This window comes from Bacillus sp. FJAT-29937, from assembly GCF_001509555.1.
GTDB lineage: Bacteria > Bacillota > Bacilli > Bacillales > Cytobacillaceae > Cytobacillus.
Genome location: NZ_LMAS01000002.1, coordinates 279507 through 296252 on the forward strand (window position 1 = coordinate 279507; position 16746 = coordinate 296252).

A 16746-nucleotide genomic window follows, 5' to 3' on the forward strand; every position below is an offset into this window, starting at 1 on the left:
AAGTAGGTGCGCATTCTTGTATTCAGTTTTTGAAAAGCAGCCACAGGAGAAAAAGGATCTAATTATTAAAGTGGCGATTGAGGAATTTGTGAAAAATGGCTTTGAAAAAGCGTCTACCGATACGATTACGAGCCGAGCAGGCATTTCAAAGGGGATTCTTTTTCATTATTTTAAAAGCAAGAAAAATTTATATATTTATCTAGTAAGTTATTGTGTCGATCTCCTTACCGAAACAACAATGGAAGCACTAAGAAAGGTAAAGTCAGATGACTTTTTTGAAAGGATAAAAGAAATTTATCTATTGAAGCATGAAATTATTGCGCACTTTATGCAGGAAACGCTGCTTATCACTGATGCCTTATTTAATCCCCCTGTTGCAGTGAGTAAGGATATGCAGGACATTCTTAATAAACATTTTGAAACTTATCAAAAGGAATTCATGCTGGAGCATATTTATCTTAAAGAGCTTATTCAAATAGATAAGTTAAGAGAAGGAATTTCTGTTGATACAGTTATTAATATGACGATGTTTATTGGTGATCAATTAGGAAATAAGTATCAAACACTCTATAAAAATAAGCTTTATGACTTTTTCACAAAGCCAGACCCTCTTGCTCAGGAGTTAAATGATTACCTGGATATTGTGAAAAATGGGGTATATAAATAATTGGTCCAGCAGTTCTGTATAAATAGACTATTTATAAGGCATTAATAGATCCAGAGGGGGTATGTTCTATGAAGATGCAGAATATCATAAAGCTCACAGTATATTTATCTTTACTCTTTCTAATATCCGCTTGTAATTTTGTAAAGAACCCCCCACCTGAAAATATCCATCAAAAAGAGAATGCCTTACAGCCAAAAGAGGTAAAGCCTTCCGCAATAAATTTGGATGAGGTGCTGGAAAAGGCCCAAACCGGGATGATCATTGATAGTCCATTTAATGTATTGAATAGCAATTTAGAGCAGGTTAAAGCCCAGTGGGGAGAACCTGACAAAGTGGACAAAGCAGGCTACGGTTCCTATGCTTCCTATCATAATAAAAATGTCGTTTTAGGGTTTAATATGGAGGATGAAATCTTTGATGCCCGTTCCTATAGGGAGAATTTAAATGAAGTTACACTAGAACTTATCGAAGAAGCATTTGGCGAGCCATCGGATATAAGAGAGCTTAGCCATGAGAAAATTTATGTTTACATTTTAAAAGAAAACATTGAATTAAAATTTGTGATTCCTAAAAATAAAACTGGAGTCAATCACATATCTGTTTTTAATCCGCAAAGGGCTATGGAAAAAAGTCAAGCAGATAATGAGTATTCTCTCGATATTAGAGGGGTATCGAATCAATTGACGGCTGCAGCTTGGAGAAAAATGCAAAATTGGCGAGAGCAAATCGTCCTTTTTTCGCACGAGCAGAAAAATGTCTATATAAATGGCCCCAATAGGAAAATGGTTGCGCTAACATTCGATGACGGGCCTGATGTAACTGTCACTCCAGCCATTGTTGATATATTAGATGAATATCAGGTACCAGGCAGCTTCTTCTTTTTAGGGAAAGAAGTTGTGAAACACCCAGATGTGGTAAAGGATGCTTTTGAGAAAGGAAACTTGATCTTAAGCCATAGCTATAATCATATAGACTTAACTCAGCTGAATATTGAAGAGATTCGAATGGAAATAGATAAAGCAGGAGAAGCGATTAAGTCGGTAATTGGCAGAGAACCGGCAATTCTCCGGTCACCATATGGGGAAACGAATGACCAGGTTGCTGCTGTTGCGCAAGAAGAAGGCTATTCGATTATACTTTGGTCCATTGATACGCTTGATTGGTCACAAATGGAAGCCGAAAACATTACTAACAATGTGGTGGAAAATGTGAGAAATGGCGATATTATTCTCATGCACTCTGATTCTGATAAGACGGAGACACAAAGAGCTCTTCCTCATATTATTGAAGCATTGCAGGAACAGGGCTTTGAAATGGTTGACTTGGAAACATTATTACATGTAAAAGCTTATAAATAGAAACAGTGATATTCCTTTACCTGTTGAGAGGTAAAGGTTTTTTAATTTTAAAAGTATAGTAAAAATGATCGGTTTGCATTATAATGGCAAAAAATAAACATTTGTTGGAAATATATAATGCCTTTGGACACGAATATACAGGGAGCAACAAAAATCTGAAGGGAGAGCGTATATGATATCAAAAGAAAGCAATATTAAATTAGTAGTTGCAGGTTTGTTGCTTGGGATTCTAATGTCCGCGATGGATAATACGATTGTTGCGACGGCAATGGGAACGATTGTTTCAGATCTTGGTGACTTTGATAAGTTTGTATGGGTAACGTCTGCTTACATGGTAGCGGTTATGGCAGGAATGCCGATCTTCGGGAAATTATCTGACATGTTTGGACGAAAACGATTTTTTATTTTTGGTTTAATTGTTTTTTTAATTGGGTCTTCCCTTTGCGGAATTGCCGGGAGTATGGTGCAGCTGAGTGTTTTTCGGGCAATTCAAGGAATCGGGGGAGGCGCTTTAATGCCGATCGCCTTTACGATCGTTTTCGATATTTTTCCTCCAGAAAAGCGAGGAAAAATGACCGGGTTACTAGGTGCCGTATTTGGGGCATCGAGTGTGCTTGGCCCTTTATTAGGAGCTTATATTACAGAATATATTAGTTGGCATTGGGTTTTTTATGTGAATATTCCCATCGGAATTGTTTCATTATGGCTGATCGTTCGCTACTACAAGGAAACCTCCCAGTTAAAAGAACAAAAAATTGATTGGGGAGGGGCTATAACCCTAATAATCGCTATCATTTGCCTAATGTTTGCATTGGAGCTAGGCGGAAAGAAATATGCATGGGATTCTGTTCAAGTAATTAGTTTATTTATTGGTTTCGCTCTATGTTTTATTGCTTTTTTCATTATAGAATTGAAAGCAAAGGAGCCAATTTTGCCATTTTGGTTATTCAAAAGACGATTATTTGCCACTTCGCAAATTTTAGCGTTTTTATATGGGGGCACCTTTATCATATTAACGGTCTTTATCCCTATTTTTGTTCAAGCTGTTTATGGAGGATCAGCTACAAATGCAGGATTAATTTTGATGCCGATGATGCTTGGATCAGTAGCAGGAAGTGCCGGTGGAGGGATTTTTCAAACGAAAACAAGCTTCCGCAATTTAATGATGATTTCTATCATTTCGTATTTTGCTGGCATGTATTTCTTGAGCACTTTGACACCAGACACATCTAGAGCTTTAATGACTATGTATATGATTATCGTCGGTTTTGGAATGGGCTTCTCCTTTTCATTATTGCCAACAGCTTCTGTTCACAATTTGGAACCGCATTTTCGGGGAACGGCCAATTCAACGAACTCCTTTTTACGTTCGTTTGGCATGACGATAGGGATCACTGTTTTTGGTACAATTCAAAATAAGGTTTTTACACAAAATATGGCGGATGCGTTTAAGGGAATGGATGGTGGTCAGTCTTTTGGAAACTTAGACAACTCCCGTCAGATTTTTGAGGCAAGTGAACGTGCAAAAATTCCAAGCTTTGTTTTAGATAAAATTGTTGATTCACTTTCAACCTCTATTACATTTACCTTTTTCATTGCCTTAATACCGATTTTACTTTCGGCTATTGTTGTCTTCATGATGGGTAAGGACCGAGTGGTAGTAGCAAAGGAAGTTAAAAATCAATAGTTTGTTAAACCCTGCAGCCTTTAGCTCCAGGGTTTTTATGTTTATAAAACAATATTATAAAAACCTATTGACCTTAACGTAGCGTCAAGGTGTAGATTTAATTTAAGAGGAGGTTTTGCGAATGGAATATACGGTGCAGGGGTTGGCAAAGTTAGCTGGGGTCAGTACCCGGACCTTACGATATTATGATGAAATTGGCATTCTAAAGCCGGCAAGAATGAATTCATCAGGATATCGGATTTATGGGAAGTCAGAGGTTGATAGATTGCAGCAGATACTTTTTTACAGGGAATTAGATGTGAGTTTAGACGATATAAAAAACATCATTACATCACCGGGCTTTGATGGGGCCCATGCACTCCTAGAGCATCGCGAAAAGCTCCTGGAAAAAAGAAAACAGCTTGATGCCTTAATTGCCAATGTGGAGAAAACCATCGAACAAACAGAAGGGAGAATTCAAATGACGGATAAAGAAAAATTTAATGGATTTAAGAAGAAAATGATAGAGGATAACGAGAAGAAATATGGGAAGGAAATACGAGAAATGTATGGCAATGATACAATCGATCAATCTAATGCAAAGCTCATGAATATGACAGAAGAGGACTATGAAAAGGTAACAAGTCTGGCAAATGAGGTTACCGCTACTTTGGCGGCAGCATTTGTCACTGGAGATCCAGCAGGTGAATTAGCACAAAAAGCGGCAGATCTCCATAAACAATGGCTTTTTTACTATTGGAAAGAGTACAGCAAGGAAGCACACGCGGGCCTCGCGCAAATGTATGTGGATGATGAGAGGTTTACGGCCTATTACGATAAAGTGCAGCCAGGTACGGCGGAGTTTTTGAGAGATGCAATCCATATTTACACAGGGACGAAAAAGAATTAGTATGGTTCCTAGCCCATTGGGTATTTTGCAAGGCAATGACTTCCGTTTTCAAAAGGGAAAATGTCCGTTATGAGGTATAACGGACATTCCTAGCGAGAAAAATTCCCTAACCTTCTTGCTTTTCCACCATATGCTTCAGCATCGAAAGCTTATTCTCCCAGAACTGATCGAAGTAGGCGAGCCATTGTTTTAATTCTGTGAATGTTTCTGGCTGCAGACTATATCGCTTTTCTCGGCCAACTTTTTGTCCGCTTACAAGTTCTGCTTCTGACAACACGTGAAGATGCTTAGCAATAGCTGTCCGGCTCATTGAAAAGTGAGCCGTTATTTCGGAAATCGGCCGTTCTTTTTCAGCTAATAATTTAAGCACTTCTCTGCGAGTGGGATCGGCAATGGCCTGGAAAACATCATATTTTTGTAAGGCTGACATTACCCTTCCACAACTTTGCGAAGTTTTTGTTTAACAAGCGCCTCCCAGCCGCCATTCATTGTTTCGCGGATTTCTGCTGCACTTCTTCCTGGTTTCGGCAAAATTTCATCTGCTTGTTTCCAGCCGCCATGAATCATCGTAAATTCTGTTTTATCTCCCATTTCTTTTAAATCAAAAGAAACAAACCAGCCATCTGTATCCCATGAGAAAGTTAAATGATTAGGTGCATCAATTTCTAATACTTTACACGGAGATGGACCGAATGGAGATTGTATATGAAATTCATGGCCAACCTCTAGCCGGAAATCATTTGGCATGAACCAAGAAGAAATGCCTTCCGCTGTTGATACGGCCTCCCATACTTTTTGAATGGGTGCTTCAAATACAATAGTCTTCTTAATATCCGCTACATTAGTTTGCATAGTCATAATCCTTCTTTCAAGTTAATAATATAAAACCATTTGGTTTCTCTTTTTAGATTATATAAAACCATTTGGTTTCATGTCAAGGGGCCGCCAATTGTAAATAATTTACCCTTTTTTTGTAAAAAAATTAAAATAGTGCTTGAAACGCAGATTGAAATTGTGTACGATATTAACACATTATACGAGAGGGTGACCATAGGGCGATGATCTACTAATCCTGTTTTCAAACGTACATTCGTAAATTGCGAAGTCATATTTGAATGGGATTAGTCTATACTTTTATAGAAAAAAGATGATCGTTGCAGTAGTACAGCCGTACTATGCCTTTTTCTATGGTTTTAGATAAACTCCTATCCAAACATGACGGATGGGAGTTTTTGTGTCTTTAAGTAAATGTTAAAAAAGAGGAGGTGTCAATCCTGCCTCTCACTTCAAGAAATGAGGAATGTTATGTCACAATTATTTAAAAATCGTTTTGTTCAGGCTATTTTTCTATCCTCCTTGTTCCTGCAAATCGGAATTTGGGTTCGAAATTTTGCTGTTCTTCTATTCGTCATGGAAAAAACAAATGGAGATGCTTTTGCCGTTTCGATGATATCTGTTGCGGAGTTTGCTCCAATCTTTATTTTCTCCTTTATTGGCGGGACATTCGCCGATCGCTGGCGGCCAAAGAGAACGATGATTTGGTGTGATATATTAAGTGCGGTTTCCGTATTTGCTGTATTAATCACCCTTGTGATCGGCTCCTGGAAAATCATTTTCTTCGCCACATTAATTTCAGCCATACTATCACAATTTTCCCAGCCATCAGGAATGAAATTATTTAAAATGCACTTGGATGAAAAATTGATTCAATCAGCGATGTCTATTTATCAAACGATTTTTGCTGTTTTTATGGTTTTTGGTCCTGTGCTTGGAACATTTGTATTCCAGCAATTTGGAATAGATGTGTCCATTGCCATTACTGGTGTTGCGTTCCTCCTTTCCGCAGTTATGTTAGCCTTTATTCCAGCTGACCATTCGATGGAAAGCGAAAAGAAAGAGTCGTCTTTGCTTGAAGAAATGAAAAGCGGAGTTCGCTATGTTCTTGGAAAAAAAGAGCTGAAGCTTCTTGGTCTATGCTTTATGGCTGCAGGGCTTGCGATTGGGTTGATCCATCCTTTATCTATTTTTCTCGTGACAGAACGCTTGGAATTAGCAAAAGAAAGCTTGCAATGGCTATTAATGGCAAACGGAATCGGGATGATCGTAGGTGGAGCGATCTCAGTTATGTTTTCTAAGTCAGTTCCGCCGCAAAAGCTATTAATTATTGGTATGCTGGCAAATGCAATAGGGATGAGCGTGATTGGTTTCTCTACTAATTTGTCGCTTACGCTTGGTGCAGAATTTGTGAACGGATTATTTTTTCCATGCATCCAAATTGGGATTAATACGCTGATCCTTCAAAATACACAATCTGAATTCATTGGAAGAGTTAATGGAACATTAAGTCCACTTTTCAGTGGGGCTATGGTAATAACGATGAGTTTAGCAGGTATCCTCAAAGAAATGACATCAATTGTTTCGATGTTCGAGTTTGCAGCTGTTCTATTTGTTATTGGCCTTCTCGTCATTTTGCCGATATACAATATGAAAGCACCGACACAAGGAGAAGGTATGCTAGCAAAGGAATAGACGAAGATAGAAAGAACGCTTCAAATTTGAAGCGTTCCTTCAATTTATCCAGTACAATTTGGCTTAAATCAATGTGAAAAGTTTAGTGAAAGTTTGATGAGTAAAATTACCAGTAGTAAATTAGATGATTTTTAATTAATCGTACACATTGTGGAGCAAAATACATTTGAGGGATGTGTTTAAGTGTGGTAGCAATTACACTTCCCAAACATGGAGGTGAAATAATGGCAGACGAAAAGCGAAATCGTGATGATATCGATGCTGGTGAGGCACTTGGAACAGGAGCTGGTGCTGCTGCTGGTGCTGTAGTAGGTTCCGTGTTAGGTCCGCTTGGCACAATTGCGGGCGCTGTTGCTGGTGGTGCACTGGGTAATAAGGCAGGCGAAGGTGCTGAAGATGCTATGGATCGGACGGCGAATCGAGAGGATTAAAGCTAAGTAATGAAAAAATTAACGCTCAGGCACAAATCTGAGCGTTTTTGTTTGTAAATTGGTATGCTATTTTCACTGTTTATCAAAGTTCCCTATTAGCGGTACGACTTTCTACTCGGATGGGTTTCTTTCTAAATTGTTTCTAATATTTATTGTGCATTTTGAGAATAAAAGGATATTCATCGTCATTTGTAGAATTGGAAGTAGTTATTAATGATTAGAAGAGGAGAAACCTATGTGCAGAAATATTAAAACCTTATTTAATTTTGATCCCCCTGCTACCGAAGAAGAAATTCATGCAGCAGCTCTTCAGTATGTAAGAAAGATAACGGGTTTTAACAAGCCTTCAATGGCGAACGATGAAGCGTTTAATCGTGCGGTTAATGAGGTAGCAAGAGTTTCTAGGGAATTATTTTGCTCGCTTGAAACGAGTGCCGAGCCGCGCAATCGTGAAATCGAAGCGGAACGTGCTCGAGTAAGAAACGCTAAACGATTTGGAACAACAAGCTAGTTGGTCTTATCGTGAGTATTGACAATTGCCTAGTATTTATGTGAAAATAATTATTTGTCTTGAATAGTAGAAAAGTCCTTTCCAAGGGGAATCTGCCCGAATAAAGAGAGAAGTTAATCAATTAGATTGACATGAAATAGAGAATGAGAGGGTAACAATCATGAATGCAGAACAACGGAAAAAAATATTGATTTTGATGATAAATATGTTCATTGCCATAGGAAGTTTTGGAATTATTATCCCAATTTTGCCTGCGTATTTGGAATCCATTAATCAAGGGGGGACAGCTGCGGGTTTAATGATTGCTCTTTTTGCAGGCGCGCAATTAATCTTTTCTCCCATTGCAGGGAAATGGGCCGATCAATACGGGCGTAGAAAGATGATTATTTATGGTTTGATAGGGCTGACGCTTTCTATGTTTGTATTTTATGGCTTTGACTCTGTTTGGTGGCTATATACTTCGCGTATTATTGGAGGCATTGGCGCGGCATTGCTTATACCGGCTATCTTTGCATATGTGGCGGATATTACTACAATGGACCAGCGAGCAAAAGGAAATAGCTTATTATCCGCATCTATGTCACTAGGTATTGTGATTGGCCCGGGCATTGGCGGTTTTTTGGCGGACTTTGGATTAAAGGTTCCGCTTTTAATTTCTGCACTTGTATCGCTTGTTGCCGTATTATTTTCCGTTTATATCCTAGAGGAAAGTAAAACAGCGGAAGTAATGGATGTTTCTGAAGATGAAGAATCCATGGCTAGAAAAATGATTCGATCTGTGAAGATGCCTTACTTTATTCCGTTGATTATAACCCTCGTCATGAGTTTTGGATTAATGGCATTTGAATCAGTTCTTGGTCTATTTGTTGATAATCAATTTGGTGCAACCCCGCAGCAAATTGCGTTGATGGTAACATCTACGGGTATTGTAAGCGTCATTGTGCAGCTTTTCGTAGTGGATCGAATTGTTCGCCTTTATGGGGAAGGCGTTGTCCTACAGATCTTTTTAGGAGTTGCCGCAATTGGTTTCTTTCTTTCGCTGCTTGCGTCCTCATATGCACTTTTCTTTTGGATTACTCTGTTAATCTTCCTTGCCACATCTATACTTCGACCTGTCCTAAATACCCTTATCTCCAAAATGGCCGGGAATGAACAAGGCTTCGCCATGGGAATGAATAATGCTTATATGAGTATTGGGAATGTTCTTGGACCAACACTGGCTGGGGTGTTATATGATGTTAATATCATCTATCCATTCATAATGGGGCTATTTTTCTTGGTTATAACACTGTTAGTAACAATTGTTTGGCAGAAACGTTTAGCTAAAAAAAATATTCTGCTAAGTCATAGATAGATTTAGGAAATAATAATCCTAATATAAAAAGCCTAATTTCTCAAAGTGAGAAATTGGGTTTTTTTATTATTACATCAATACATCTATTGAGTAAATCATAAAACTAATGTCATTATGTCAAAAAAAACATTGACTGGACACCAATTGGTGTCATATAATTAGGACACTAATTGGTGTCCAATTTATAAGGGGGGAGGGGGCTATTGACTGATAAAAATCAAGAGCGTGATGTTTATGTAGCCATCGCAGACCCTACAAGACGTAAATTGCTGCGTTTGTTAGCAGATGCGGAAGAGTTACCGCTTTACGAATTAACCGCTCAATTTCAAATGGGCCGTACCGCTGTTTCAAAACATTTGGCTATCCTTAAAGAAGCTGGCTTAGTAGTTGATCGAAAGGTTGGCAGAGAAACAAGGTATCGAATAAATGCAACTCCATTAAGGGAGATTAAGGATTGGGTATCCTTTTATGAAAAGTTTTGGACCGGCAATGTGTCACTTTTAAAAAGTTTATTAGGGGAGGAATAACTAATGGCAGAGGTTTCATTAGATTTTCAGTTTAAAAGTTCAATCAATAAGGTGTGGAACTCGTTAACGGATTCAGACACCCTTGCAAAATGGATTATGGAAAATGACTTTAAACCTATCGTAGGACATAAATGTCAATTCCGAAATCCGCAATGGAATTTAATTGTAGATTGTGAAGTATTAGTGGTGGACGAGCCTTATAAATTATCTTATACATGGGTGGGCGGCCCTATAGATACTATAGTCACATGGACATTGAAGGAAGAGGATGGAACAACTCACTTACACCTTGAACAAACTGGTTTCGAAAAAGAAGATCAAGCGTTTAACGGTGCGAAGTATGGTTGGGCAGGCATGGTCGATGAACTTAAAAAGGCGTTAGGGGAATTATAGGACTAGACCTGAACCAGTTATTTTAATTTACCAAGCTAATAAATTGGCAGAAACAACGGCTCGATATACTGAGCCGTTGTTTTATTAGAACAAATATTATAAAAAGGGAGATTAGGAAATGAGTTTTTTTCAAGATACATTATCAATATTTAAAAAGAGGGAATTATTATTTTTAGAAAGCTATAAAGAATCAGAAGATGTATATACCTTTTTATTTGAAAAAGAGCAAGATTTAACTTGGAAAGCTGGGCAGCATGGTTTGTTTACTATTACTCATAAGAAAATAAAAAATCCGATACGACCATTCACTGTGGCATCCGCTCCTACAGAGAATATTGTAAGAATAACCATGCGCATTAATGAAAACCCAAGTGATTTTAAGAAAGCAATGCTAGAACTAAAACAGGGAATGAGAGTTAAAATGAGTGGGCCTGTTGGGGGCTTTTATTTAAAAGATGACAGTCCTTCACTCTTGATTGCAGGCGGAATTGGAATTACTCCATTTCGGGCGATATTAAAACAAATAGATTCAGAAGGGGATGGAGTTGAGAAACAAATACACCTACTCTATTTGGATAGCCAAAAGTCATTTATATATAAAGATGAACTTGATGAATTAGCTAAAAATACTTCAATAAGTATAACTTACTTAGATTCAAGGGATGACTTACATCAGGAGATAGATAAGTTTTCCACATTATATGAGAATAATGGTAACTACTTTGTTGCTGGACCGAAGTCAATAGTAGAATCAATTTCTACTTATTTACAAAATAATTATGTATCAAAAAAGAATATCAAAAAGGATGCCTTTTTTGGGTACAAAAAAGACCGCCTCAATTAAATATGGTCGGTCTCTATTATTATTGATGAACATTATATTATACTTTTTCCATTACCTGCACGGACCGTTTTTCTCTCTTAACCGACAGCAGCACAATCGTACTTAAAATACAAATAGTTCCGAGCCATTCGGCATAGCCGAATGTAACATGAAGCCAAACGATGGCCAAGAATGCGGCTGCTAATGGCTCTGCGCAGGCAAGTAAGCTAGTCTCTGAAGCACTTATATACTTTAAACTTTCTAAATAGCAATAAAAAGCAATAATTGTTCCGAAAGCCACAATAAATACAACTCCAAAAATAGACGGCATCGACCATTCTCCCTCGAAAACCCAAGGGGGATGGATGAAGCTAAAGAAAATGCCCCCAATTAACATTCCCCAGCCTACCACAATGGTGGATCCCCAATTAGCAAGAAGCTTAAGTGGCTTAAGTGTGTAATAGGCCAAGGCAACCGCAGAGGTTAGACCCCAGAAAAGGGCTAGACCAGATATAGAAAGTGTGTGGAGACTCCCCTTCGTAACAAGCAAAAACGTGCCGGCGATGGCGAGTATTAACGCAAATCCTTCTATTATAGTAGGCACTCGTTTTGAACGAAAAGCAGAATAGCACATAATCAAAACTGGAGCTAAATATTGAAGAACCGTAGCGGTCGCTGCATTCCCGTGGTGAATAGCCGCGAAAAATGTGTACTGAGCAGCCAGCATTCCAAGGATCCCAAAGAGAGTAATGCTGAATGCATCATGTTTGATCTTCCATATAGCCCAAATTCTATGTTTCTCTTTTTTATAGGCGATGCCTAATAGGATAGTTCCCGAGATTAATAGTCTCACAACAACTACCCATTCTGGACTAAATCCTTGGTGCTGAAAAAGGAATTGAGCAACGGTACCGGAAACTCCCCAAAGAATAGCTCCGATTAGCACAAGGATAATCCCCTTTTTTCTTAAAGCAGAACTATCGGAATTCATCATATATCCCCGCGATCTTGTAAGTAGTCATAAATTAGTTTTGTGAATTTGTAATAAAATAGATTGGATTTTTAGATGTATCTTACAGTGTGCTCTGATTTTAGTCAATAAGGATTAATCTACACTAAAAATGAAAGCCCTCCTGTTTAATTTTAACCTTAAATAATTTTTGAGGACCAAGTGTCCGCCAAATACGGTCCCAAAAAAATAATAAGATTTGGGGGGAGGGTCTGATCCATTCCCATTGGCCCAATGTTAAAATATTGAATCTAGTGAGGATTCCTGTCCTGATGCTCTAAGTGCTTCATAATTGATTGCCAATCTTGTAATTTCAAGGCTTACAATATTGATTTATTAGGGTTACTGCCCTTGTTTGACTAATATTTAAATCCTTTGCGACTTTTCTGGAGCTTTTATGCTTTTGATAGGACTTTGTGACTAACGTTTGTTTTACATAATCGATAGCCTCGTCTAGGTCTGCAGATAGAATCGAATGGTCATGTAGGGTGACGTTTTCTGAAATTAATTCCGGCAAGTCTGTGTGCTGAATAACTGAATCACTTGTAACGACTAGCCTCTCAATTAAGTTTTCCAACTGACGGATATTACCTGGCCAAGAATAGCGGTTAAATATATCTAGACATTCTTGGGATATTAATTTATTCATTTGATATTCTTTGTTAAATTTATATAAATAATGGTAGGTTAACGGAATAATATCTTCCCTTCGTTCGCGAAGGGAGGGAATTTTAACATCAATTATGTTTAATCGATAGTATAAATCCTCTCTAAACTGTCCGTTCTTGACCATCTCAACTAAGTTCCGGTTTGTTGCAGCAATAATACGGATATCTACTTTTTTCGTCACATGACCGCCAATGGGAATAAATCGTTTTTCTTGAATGACTTGAAGGAGTTTTGCTTGCACAGATAATGGCACCTCTCCTATTTCATCCAGGAATAATGTGCCACCATCTGAAGCTTCAATTAATCCAATCTTGCCAGCTTTTCTTGCTCCTGTAAAAGCTCCATCTAAATAGCCGAAAAGTTCCGATTCTAGCAGGTCTTCCGGAAGGGCGGCACAGTTAATTTTCATGAATGTGTTATTTTTTCTGTTACTAATTTGGTGAATATAATGGGCAAGTACGCCTTTACCAGTTCCAGATTCCCCATGAATTAAAATGGTTGAATCTACTTTGGCGATTTTTTGGCACATTTTCAATATATCTTTCATTTCTTTGCAGTTCGTTATCAAATTCCACTCAGCGTCATTCTGACCTTCAACATCTTTTTCGTATTTAACACTTTGATAATTTTGTAATTCTTGTGAAGTAATCACAACAAGTTCAATATCATTTTGTGCATTTAAAATAGGAACGGCAGTTGTTAAAAGTTCTGCACCGATATAAGTAGTCTGTTTAATGGTTACAGGTTTTTTCTCCCTAAAGACAATAGGAACAATCGAGGGTTTCCAGTATCCCTTTTCGAATAATTCCACATTATACTTCCCCATAACCTCATGCGGTTTTAGTCCATAATGTTTTTCACACACACTATTGACAAATACAATTCGCATTTCACTATCCAAAACAAAAATTTCATCAGATGAATAATCTAGAATTTTCTTTAAGGTTTCCCCTGTGATCTCAAAGGGCTCAGACATTTCTGATAACTTTAACAATTTTACCCTCCTCCTATCTATATAATGAGTTGAAACCAACTCAGATGAATTGAAATCCGTTCATTTTTCCTCAGTTTTGAACAAAGTATGATATAAATCACTTATATTCTGAACACTTCTACTATTGGCACAGTAATTGCATTAGATAATGTAAATAGTTTTAATATAATGAATCTTTATGCTTTTAAAAAGGAGTGATTATGCTTATTTAACAATAGAATGTATTCTGTGTAAACCTGTTAATAAATGTAATCGTTTTAATATTGATATTAATAAACGGTTAGCAGATTGATAGAGTTGAAAATATTCATTTGGAAAAATGATCATCTTGGTCAAAAAAATAATAATTGGGGGAATTAATAATGGCTTATAGACCAGTCTTAAACGAAGCGAGCAGAACTTACGAAAGAACGTTAACTTATGATTTATATACAGATCCTAAAGTGTTTGAATTAGAAAAGGAGCAAATTTTCTCAAAATCATGGCAGCTTGTGGGCCATATTAGTCAAGTACAAAACGTTGGTCAATTCTTCACGACTGAAGTAAATGGGGAACCGATTATTGTCACGAAAGGAAAAGACGAAGTCATTCGCGCGTTCTATAATGTTTGTCCTCACCGTGCAACAGTGCTTGAAAAAAGCGAAGCAGGTCAGAAGAAAATTTTCCAATGTGGGTATCATGGATGGACATTCCATTTGGATGGCCAGTTAAACAAAGCGCCAAACTTTAGAGGCGAAGATGCTCATTGTGTGAGCGACCGTTGTTTAAGAGGGGTTAGAATGGAAATTATGGAATCTTTCATTTTCGTAAATTTAGACGATAATTGTAAGTCTCTAAATGAATCTTACGGTGATTTCGCAGAAAGATTGAAGAAGTTCCCATTCTTAAAAGAACTAAAAAGAATCAACTCCAAAACACGTGTAATCAAAGCGAACTGGAAAGCGTTTATTGATAATTATTTAGAGTGTGACCACTGCTATGTCGCTCACCCTAGCTTTGTTGGAACATTAGATATGGAGAATTATCAAATCATCACATGCGAAAATTACTCCCTGCAATTCAGTGATATAAAGCCAGATAAGATGATGGGTGAAACGGATTTAAATCAAGCTGAAGTTAAAGGTGGAGAATTCTACTGGTTATGGCCTAACCTTATGATGACCATATACCCTGGTCCAGGAAATATTGCAACGATCCAAATGATTCCGATTGACCATGAAACGACTCTAGGCGTCTATACTTACTATTTCAGAGATGAAAACTTATCACAGGAAGAAAAAGATCTTGTTACTTTTGCTGAACAGGTTCGTCAAGAGGATGTCGAGTTAGTTGAACTAGAGCAAATTGGTTTCCGTTCACGTGCCTTTAACAAAGGCGTATATTCCTCATCTGAAAAGGCCATTGTTCAATTCCATGATTTAGTATTGGAGGCTCTGGATAAATAATGAATAAAACAATTGAAACATCTAAAAAGTATTTATTGATCAATGGAAAAAAGGTTGAAACAGCTAACTATTCTTCTCTGTATTCTCCATATTCAGGAGAAATGATAGCGGAAATTGCGCTTGCAGATGAAAAGCTTACGAAAGATGCAATCACTTCCGCTTCAGAAGCCTTTAAAGTGATTTCCGCTATGCCTGCTTATCAACGGGCAGAAATTTTAGAAAAAGTAGTGGAGCTTTTGAAAGAAAGAGCGGAAGAAGCGGCTGAAGTCATTTCTTTAGAGTCTGCTAAGCCTATTACATTTGCGAAAGCAGAAGTAGCTAGAACAATTGAAACATATAAATTCGCTGCTGAAGAGGCAAAAAGAATTCATGGTGAAACGATTCCTTTTGATGCGGCTGTCGGCGGGGTGGGAAAAATCGGCTTTACTGTTCGCAAACCGATTGGCGTAATCGGGGCTATTACCCCTTTTAACTTCCCAATGAATCTAGTTGCTCATAAAGTAGGACCAGCGATTGCATCAGGGAATTCAATTGTGCTAAAGCCAGCTTCTCAAACACCACTATCTGCTTTATATATTGCCGAGCTCTTTCAAGAAGCCGGTTTGCCTGATGGTGTTTTAAATGTTGTAACAGGGCCCGGTGGCGTTGTCGGTGAGGCCATTATTAAAGATGATCGTGTCAAAATGATTACCTTCACTGGCAGCCCAGCAGTTGGAATTGGCATCCGTAACCGTGCAGGATTGAAGAAAACAACGTTAGAGCTCGGTTCTAACGCAGCTGTAATCGTTGATAAAGGAATCAAGATCGATAAAATTGTTGACCGTCTCGTCACTGGGGCTTTCTCAAATCAAGGTCAAGTATGTATTTCATTGCAGCGGATTTATGCCCATAATGAGGTTTATGATGAGCTTGTAGAAAAGCTTACAGCAGCGGCACAAAAATTAACAATCGGAGATCCATTAGATCCTGAAACGTACATTTCTTCTTTAATATCAAAAAGTGAGACAGATCGTGCTTTAGGATGGATTGAGGAATCTAAGCAAAATCACGCTAAGATTCTAGCTGGCGGAGAAACTGAAAACGGCATTCTTGCTCCTACTGTTATTGTGGATGTAGACCCGAAACAAAAGGTTTCCTGTCAAGAGGTTTTTGCACCTGTTGTCATCATAAACAAGGTTAATTCTATTGAGGAAGCGATTGCTTATGTGAATGATTCACAGTTCGGGCTTCAAGCTGGAATTTACACGGAAAATATCCATGAAGCTTTTAAAGCGGCGGATCATCTAGAAGTCGGGGCTGTCATGATCAATGATGTTCCAACGTTCCGTGTTGACCAAATGCCATATGGCGGGATTAAAAATAGCGGTACAGGCAGAGAAGGACTTAAGTACGCAGTAGAAGAAATGACTGAAATGAAACTAATTGTAGTGAACCAAGCCTAAGGATGCGAGGAGATTAAG

17 protein-coding genes are annotated in these 16746 nt (G+C 37.9%); 13 read left to right on the top strand and 4 right to left on the bottom strand.

Features of this window, described 5'->3' with window-relative positions:
* The first annotated feature begins 16 nt into the window (after positions 1 to 16).
* The 4 genes from AR328_RS05085 (at position 17) to AR328_RS05100 (ending at position 4601) form a co-directional block, all read left to right on the top strand.
* Entirely contained in the window at positions 17 to 667 is a 651-nt protein-coding gene (locus AR328_RS05085) for a TetR/AcrR family transcriptional regulator (protein WP_066291109.1), read from the top strand.
* A 68-nt stretch (positions 668 to 735) separates the two neighbouring features.
* Positions 736 to 2025, top strand: a complete 1290-nt coding sequence (locus AR328_RS05090) for a polysaccharide deacetylase family protein (RefSeq protein ID WP_066291111.1) — start codon at positions 736 to 738, stop codon at positions 2023 to 2025.
* A 172-nt stretch (positions 2026 to 2197) separates the two neighbouring features.
* On the top strand, positions 2198 to 3712 hold the full coding sequence (locus AR328_RS05095; protein WP_066291117.1) for an MDR family MFS transporter: 1515 nt from the start codon (positions 2198 to 2200) through the stop codon (positions 3710 to 3712).
* A 121-nt stretch (positions 3713 to 3833) separates the two neighbouring features.
* Positions 3834 to 4601 carry a MerR family transcriptional regulator gene (locus tag AR328_RS05100; RefSeq protein WP_066291118.1) on the top strand — a complete coding sequence of 256 codons (768 nt, stop codon included), beginning with the start codon at positions 3834 to 3836 and terminating at the stop codon, positions 4599 to 4601.
* A 106-nt stretch (positions 4602 to 4707) separates the two neighbouring features.
* Here AR328_RS05100 and AR328_RS05105 read toward each other — a convergent pair whose 3' ends face one another.
* On the bottom strand, positions 4708 to 5031 hold the full coding sequence (locus AR328_RS05105; protein ID WP_066291121.1) for an ArsR/SmtB family transcription factor: 324 nt from the start codon (positions 5029 to 5031) through the stop codon (positions 4708 to 4710).
* A complete protein-coding gene (locus AR328_RS05110; protein ID WP_066291122.1) occupies positions 5031 to 5459 on the bottom strand; it encodes an SRPBCC family protein in 429 nt (142 codons plus the stop codon). The genes AR328_RS05105 and AR328_RS05110 overlap by 1 nt, the downstream gene beginning before the upstream one ends.
* Positions 5460 to 5894: 435 nt before the next feature.
* On the opposite strand from AR328_RS05110, the gene AR328_RS05115 reads away from it, so the two are divergent.
* The 7 genes from AR328_RS05115 (at position 5895) to AR328_RS05145 (ending at position 11190) form a co-directional block, all read left to right on the top strand.
* Positions 5895 to 7130, top strand: coding sequence for an MFS transporter (locus AR328_RS05115; RefSeq protein WP_231734758.1), 1236 nt, complete (start codon positions 5895 to 5897; stop codon positions 7128 to 7130).
* Between the two features lie 224 nt (positions 7131 to 7354).
* Positions 7355 to 7561, top strand: coding sequence for a hypothetical protein (locus tag AR328_RS05120; RefSeq protein WP_066291132.1), 207 nt, complete (start codon positions 7355 to 7357; stop codon positions 7559 to 7561).
* Positions 7562 to 7796: 235 nt separating this feature from the next.
* Positions 7797 to 8072: a DUF2277 domain-containing protein gene (locus tag AR328_RS05125; protein WP_066291136.1), complete on the top strand. Its 276-nt coding sequence runs from the start codon at positions 7797 to 7799 to the stop codon at positions 8070 to 8072.
* A 160-nt stretch (positions 8073 to 8232) separates the two neighbouring features.
* Positions 8233 to 9426, top strand: coding sequence for an MFS transporter (locus tag AR328_RS05130; RefSeq protein ID WP_066291138.1), 1194 nt, complete (start codon positions 8233 to 8235; stop codon positions 9424 to 9426).
* A gap of 203 nt (positions 9427 to 9629) precedes the next feature.
* On the top strand, positions 9630 to 9953 hold the full coding sequence (locus AR328_RS05135) for an ArsR/SmtB family transcription factor (RefSeq protein ID WP_066291143.1): 324 nt from the start codon (positions 9630 to 9632) through the stop codon (positions 9951 to 9953).
* A gap of 3 nt (positions 9954 to 9956) precedes the next feature.
* Positions 9957 to 10346 carry an SRPBCC family protein gene (locus tag AR328_RS05140; RefSeq protein ID WP_066291146.1) on the top strand — a complete coding sequence of 130 codons (390 nt, stop codon included), beginning with the start codon at positions 9957 to 9959 and terminating at the stop codon, positions 10344 to 10346.
* A gap of 118 nt (positions 10347 to 10464) precedes the next feature.
* Positions 10465 to 11190 carry an FAD-dependent oxidoreductase gene (locus tag AR328_RS05145; RefSeq protein ID WP_066291149.1) on the top strand — a complete coding sequence of 242 codons (726 nt, stop codon included), beginning with the start codon at positions 10465 to 10467 and terminating at the stop codon, positions 11188 to 11190.
* A 37-nt stretch (positions 11191 to 11227) separates the two neighbouring features.
* On the opposite strand, the gene AR328_RS05150 is transcribed toward AR328_RS05145, so the two are convergent.
* The gene (locus AR328_RS05150) at positions 11228 to 12160 is read right to left on the bottom strand and encodes a DMT family transporter (RefSeq protein ID WP_066291152.1); all 933 of its coding nucleotides are present in this window, start codon (positions 12158 to 12160) and stop codon (positions 11228 to 11230) included.
* Between the two features lie 331 nt (positions 12161 to 12491).
* Entirely contained in the window at positions 12492 to 13823 is a 1332-nt protein-coding gene (locus tag AR328_RS05155) for a sigma-54 interaction domain-containing protein (RefSeq protein WP_066291930.1), read from the bottom strand.
* 380 nt (positions 13824 to 14203) lie between these two features.
* On the opposite strand from AR328_RS05155, the gene AR328_RS05160 reads away from it, so the two are divergent.
* Positions 14204 to 15286, top strand: a complete 1083-nt coding sequence (locus tag AR328_RS05160) for an aromatic ring-hydroxylating oxygenase subunit alpha (RefSeq protein ID WP_066291155.1) — start codon at positions 14204 to 14206, stop codon at positions 15284 to 15286.
* A complete protein-coding gene (locus tag AR328_RS05165) occupies positions 15286 to 16728 on the top strand; it encodes an aldehyde dehydrogenase family protein (RefSeq protein WP_066291159.1) in 1443 nt (480 codons plus the stop codon). The genes AR328_RS05160 and AR328_RS05165 overlap by 1 nt, the downstream gene beginning before the upstream one ends.
* The last annotated feature ends 18 nt before the right edge of the window (positions 16729 to 16746 follow it).

Excerpts from the sequence above, each read along its gene's own strand:
- AR328_RS05160 (WP_066291155.1), top strand. The coding sequence starts at position 14,204 with ATGGCTTATAGACCAGTCTTAAACGAAGCGAGCAGAACTTACGAAAGA.
- AR328_RS05110 (WP_066291122.1), bottom strand. The coding sequence starts at position 5,459 with ATGACTATGCAAACTAATGTAGCGGATATTAAGAAGACTATTGTATTT.
- AR328_RS05095 (WP_066291117.1), top strand. The coding sequence starts at position 2,198 with ATGATATCAAAAGAAAGCAATATTAAATTAGTAGTTGCAGGTTTGTTG.
- AR328_RS05115 (WP_231734758.1), top strand. The coding sequence starts at position 5,895 with ATGAGGAATGTTATGTCACAATTATTTAAAAATCGTTTTGTTCAGGCT.
- AR328_RS05155 (WP_066291930.1), bottom strand. The coding sequence starts at position 13,823 with ATGTCTGAGCCCTTTGAGATCACAGGGGAAACCTTAAAGAAAATTCTA.
- AR328_RS05105 (WP_066291121.1), bottom strand. The coding sequence starts at position 5,031 with ATGTCAGCCTTACAAAAATATGATGTTTTCCAGGCCATTGCCGATCCC.
- AR328_RS05165 (WP_066291159.1), top strand. The coding sequence starts at position 15,286 with ATGAATAAAACAATTGAAACATCTAAAAAGTATTTATTGATCAATGGA.
- AR328_RS05120 (WP_066291132.1), top strand. The coding sequence starts at position 7,355 with ATGGCAGACGAAAAGCGAAATCGTGATGATATCGATGCTGGTGAGGCA.
- AR328_RS05100 (WP_066291118.1), top strand. The coding sequence starts at position 3,834 with ATGGAATATACGGTGCAGGGGTTGGCAAAGTTAGCTGGGGTCAGTACC.
- AR328_RS05090 (WP_066291111.1), top strand. The coding sequence starts at position 736 with ATGAAGATGCAGAATATCATAAAGCTCACAGTATATTTATCTTTACTC.
- AR328_RS05125 (WP_066291136.1), top strand. The coding sequence starts at position 7,797 with ATGTGCAGAAATATTAAAACCTTATTTAATTTTGATCCCCCTGCTACC.
- AR328_RS05130 (WP_066291138.1), top strand. The coding sequence starts at position 8,233 with ATGAATGCAGAACAACGGAAAAAAATATTGATTTTGATGATAAATATG.
- AR328_RS05140 (WP_066291146.1), top strand. The coding sequence starts at position 9,957 with ATGGCAGAGGTTTCATTAGATTTTCAGTTTAAAAGTTCAATCAATAAG.
- AR328_RS05145 (WP_066291149.1), top strand. The coding sequence starts at position 10,465 with ATGAGTTTTTTTCAAGATACATTATCAATATTTAAAAAGAGGGAATTA.
- AR328_RS05150 (WP_066291152.1), bottom strand. The coding sequence starts at position 12,160 with ATGAATTCCGATAGTTCTGCTTTAAGAAAAAAGGGGATTATCCTTGTG.